This is a genomic window from Clostridium lapidicellarium (genome assembly GCF_041224415.1).
GTDB lineage: Bacteria > Bacillota > Clostridia > Clostridiales > Clostridiaceae > Clostridium_B > Clostridium_B lapidicellarium.
The window spans coordinates 1-664 of sequence record NZ_JBGFFE010000062.1; the positions used below are offsets into that span (position 1 = coordinate 1).

Below are 664 nucleotides of genomic sequence, written 5' to 3' on the forward strand. Positions count from 1 at the left end.
AACTAGCTTGGAAGGCTAGCACTCTACCATTGAGTTACACCCGCAGTACACTCTATATTTTTTATATCTATAATCAAATTTGATCTTAACTTGGAGCGGAAGACGGGATTCGAACCCGCGACATTCACCTTGGCAAGGTGACACTCTACCACTGAGCCACTCCCGCACAAAACACATACGCAATTTTACACAACAAAACTTGAAATCAATAAATTGGTGCAGGTGAAGGGACTTGAACCCCCATGCCATAGGCGCTAGATCCTAAGTCTAGTGCGTCTGCCAATTCCGCCACACCTGCATGAGAAAATTTATTTTATATTTATATGAAATATTAACAAAAAATATGGTGGCTTACCGGGGAATCGAACCCCGGGCAACATGATTAAAAGTCATGTGCTCTACCAACTGAGCTAGTAAACCACTAAATGGCTGGGATGGCAGGATTTGAACCTACGAATGATGGAGTCAAAGTCCATTGCCTTACCACTTGGCTACATCCCAATATTTGGGGTGAACGGTGGGATTCGAACCCACGACAACCAGAACCACAATCTGGCGCTCTGCCAGCTGAACTACGTCCACCACATTTTGGTGCGCCATCGGGGACTCGAACCCCGGGCAACCTGATTAAGAGTCAGATGCTCTACCAACTGAGCTAATGGCG

5 tRNA genes are annotated in these 664 nt (G+C 45.9%); all 5 read right to left on the bottom strand.

Annotated features, from left to right (window positions below):
* Nucleotides 1-91: 91 nt before the first annotated feature.
* The 5 genes from AB8S09_RS15775 to AB8S09_RS15795 all read right to left on the bottom strand — a co-directional run bounded on the left by AB8S09_RS15775 (nt 92) and on the right by AB8S09_RS15795 (nt 582).
* A tRNA-Gly gene (locus AB8S09_RS15775) sits at nt 92-166 on the bottom strand.
* A 48-nt stretch (nt 167-214) separates the two neighbouring features.
* Nucleotides 215-298, bottom strand: a tRNA-Leu gene (locus AB8S09_RS15780).
* Nucleotides 299-344: 46 nt separating this feature from the next.
* Nucleotides 345-420: transfer RNA gene (locus AB8S09_RS15785), tRNA-Lys, on the bottom strand.
* A 6-nt stretch (nt 421-426) separates the two neighbouring features.
* A tRNA-Gln gene (locus AB8S09_RS15790) sits at nt 427-501 on the bottom strand.
* 5 nt (nt 502-506) lie between these two features.
* Nucleotides 507-582, bottom strand: a tRNA-His gene (locus AB8S09_RS15795).
* Nucleotides 583-664 lie beyond the last annotated feature (82 nt).